This is a genomic window from uncultured Friedmanniella sp. (genome assembly GCF_964244005.1).
Taxonomy (GTDB): Bacteria; Actinomycetota; Actinomycetes; order Propionibacteriales; family Propionibacteriaceae; genus Microlunatus.
This window is the reverse complement of sequence record NZ_CAXTHG010000034.1, coordinates 1-2,516: the sequence shown is the minus strand read 5'-3', so window position 1 is coordinate 2,516 and position 2,516 is coordinate 1. Positions and strand designations below refer to the sequence as shown.

Below are 2,516 nucleotides of genomic sequence, written 5' to 3'. Positions count from 1 at the left end.
ACGCGCCGCAGATCGCGAAGCCGCCGACGAGCAGCCAGAACGCCGGCCGGTGCGAGGCCGACCGAAGCGCACCCAGGGCGGCCCGGGCCGGCGAGCCGGCGTGCGTCCGCGACCGGCAGGTCCGACTGGCCGAGATGCACCCCGTCAGCACGCACGGCCAGGGCGACGTCGAGGCGGTCGTTCACGATCATCGGCACGCCGGTGGCCGCCAGCACCTCGCGGACGGCCAGAGCGAGGGCACAGAGCTCGCGCGCCGACGCGTCCGGCTCTCGCACCTGGACCGCGGTGACGCCACCCTTCAGCGCCGACCGGACGGTCTCCGCCACGCCGCGAGGACCGCACAGCGCGGTGTCGGTGACCAGGTAGAGGTCGAGGTAGTCCCTCACCGGGCGTCCTCGCGGGCCCGGACGCGGCTCTCGATCGTCTGCTCGTCGAGGTTGGCCAGGGCGTCGAGCAACCCCACCGCGAACGAGCCGGGACCGGCGCTGACCGCCGCCGACTCCTCGGCGGCGACGGTGAGGATGGTGGTCGCCGCCGCGGCGGCCAGCAGCGGGGGAGCGCCGGTTCCGCAGCAGGCCGCGACCAGGGCGCCGAGCGCACAGCCGACGCCGGTGACCTGGGTCATCAGGGGGTGTCCGGTGTGCACCTCGACGAGGTCCGTGCCGTCGGTCAGGTAGTCGACAGCACCGCTCACGGCCACGACGGCGCCGGTCCGGACGGCCAGCTCGCGCGCGATGTCGATCGCGGCCTCGGAGCCGACGGTGCTGTCGACACCCCGACCGGCCCCGGCAGCGCCGGCCAGGCTGAGCACCTCCGAGGAGTTGCCCCGGATGACCGCCGGACCCTGCTCGAGGAGCTCGGCCGACAGGTCGGTCCGGAAACGCATCGCGCCGACGGCGACCGGGTCGAGGACCCAGGGCCGCTCGTGCCTCCGCGCCGACGCAGACGCCAGCCGCATCGCCCGCGCGGTCTCGGCCGACAGGGTGCCGAGGTTGACCAGCAGGGCGTCGGCGATGGCGGCGAACTCGGCGGCCTCCTGGTCGTTCTCCACCATGGCTGGGGCCGCACCGACCGCGAGCAGGACGTTCGCGGTGAAGCCGGCGACCACGATGTTGGTCATGCAGTGCACCAGCGGATGTCGCTCGCGGACAGCGGTGAGCACGCCGGCCACCTCGGCGGGTGTGATGGCCAGCGCCGTCGCAGGGGACGTGACATCAGGCATGCGGGCCCACTTCCTCCACCGGCATGACCCGGGTCAGGTTCAGGCGGTCGGTGGCCGGCAGCCACCCTCTCAGCCCGATCCCGTCGGACTCCCGCGTCTTGGCCCGGCCACGATAACCCGGCCCGCTGCTGCTCCCCGGGGAGGGCGCCCGCGAGGCGCCCGCGCTAGGGTCCGCAGCATGCGACTCCTGGTTCTGGGCGGCGGCGGGTTCCTCGGATACCACGCGGTCGTCGAGGCCTTGGCCGCTGGTCACGAGGTGAGCGTGCTGAGCCGGTCGGGCAAGGCCCCGGCGGCCGGCGTCGAGGTGCTGGTGGGGGACCGGACGGACGATCTCTCCGCGCTGCGGGGTCGGGAGTGGGACGGGGTGTTCGACACCTATACCGACACCCGCCCTGGCGCCCCGGCGGTGGCGGCGACTGCCCGGCTGCTGTCAGGGGCGGTCGGCGGCTACGCGTACGTGTCGGGCATGAGCGTCTACGCGCCGTCCGGCCCGCCGGTGCCCGACGAGAGCGCGCCTGTCCGGCGGGCCGGGGTCGAGCCGGACTCCGACGTGCTGCAGGAGCGGTCGCTGGCCAAGCTGGCGGGCGAGGCGGCGGTCTCTAGGCACTTCGCCGGCCCGGCACTGTTCCCGCGGGTCGGGATCATGGTCGGCCCTCGCGACCCGTCGCAGCGCTACACCTGGTGGCCGGTGCGGCTCGCGGGGGCGCTGGCCGGCACGCTGCCGCGCACGGTGCTGCTGCCGGGCGACCCCGACCGGCCGGTGCAGTACTCCGACGCCCGGGACATCACGCGTTGGGTGCTGCAGCTGCTGGCCGCCGGCCGCGGCGGCACGTTCAACACCGTCGGTCCGGGCCGGCCCGACACGCTGCGTCAGGTCGTGGACGCCTGCCTGGCCGTCCTCGGCGCCGGACCGGAGGACATCGAGCTCCTTCCGGTGACCGACGAGGCCTACCTCGACGCGGCCCTGACCGACTGGGAGCAGGAGGAGCGTCCGCTCTGGTACCCCGAAGACCAGATCCCACAGGACGCGATCGACTCCTCAGCCGCGCTCGCCGCGGGCCTGGTCTTCCGCTCGGCCGCCGACACCGCCGCCGAGACGCTCGACTGGGCCCACCACAACGACGCCACCGGCCTCACCGACACCTTCGTCGAGCGCGAGCAACGGCTGCTCCACGACGCTTCGTGAGCGGCTTCCCTCAGAACTCGCCTCGACCTGGCGCAGCGGGTCAATCTGAGCGCTCTCAGATTCAAGGAATTGGTGCAACACCTGACTGAGAGGTGTTGATCATGAGTG

General features: G+C 73.7%; 2 protein-coding genes, 1 pseudogene and 1 riboswitch. Of the genes and pseudogenes, 1 reads left to right on the top strand and 2 read right to left on the bottom strand.

What is annotated here, in order from left to right; translation table 11 throughout:
* Window positions 1-167 precede the first annotated feature (167 nt).
* Window positions 168-326, bottom strand: a pseudogene (locus ACFE76_RS17595) (thiamine phosphate synthase); the annotation flags it as partial.
* A gap of 56 nt (window positions 327-382) precedes the next feature.
* Complete coding sequence (thiM, locus tag ACFE76_RS17590; RefSeq protein WP_375433079.1) at window positions 383-1,222, bottom strand: hydroxyethylthiazole kinase; 840 nt, start codon at window positions 1,220-1,222, stop codon at window positions 383-385.
* Between the two features lie 8 nt (window positions 1,223-1,230).
* Window positions 1,231-1,319: riboswitch (TPP riboswitch) on the bottom strand.
* A gap of 81 nt (window positions 1,320-1,400) precedes the next feature.
* On the opposite strand from thiM, the gene ACFE76_RS17585 reads away from it, so the two are divergent.
* Window positions 1,401-2,408, top strand: a complete 1,008-nt coding sequence (locus tag ACFE76_RS17585) for a hypothetical protein (RefSeq protein ID WP_375433078.1) — start codon at window positions 1,401-1,403, stop codon at window positions 2,406-2,408.
* Window positions 2,409-2,516 lie beyond the last annotated feature (108 nt).

Excerpts from the sequence above, each read along its gene's own strand:
- ACFE76_RS17585 (WP_375433078.1), top strand. The coding sequence starts at position 1,401 with ATGCGACTCCTGGTTCTGGGCGGCGGCGGGTTCCTCGGATACCACGCG.
- thiM (WP_375433079.1), bottom strand. The coding sequence starts at position 1,222 with ATGCCTGATGTCACGTCCCCTGCGACGGCGCTGGCCATCACACCCGCC.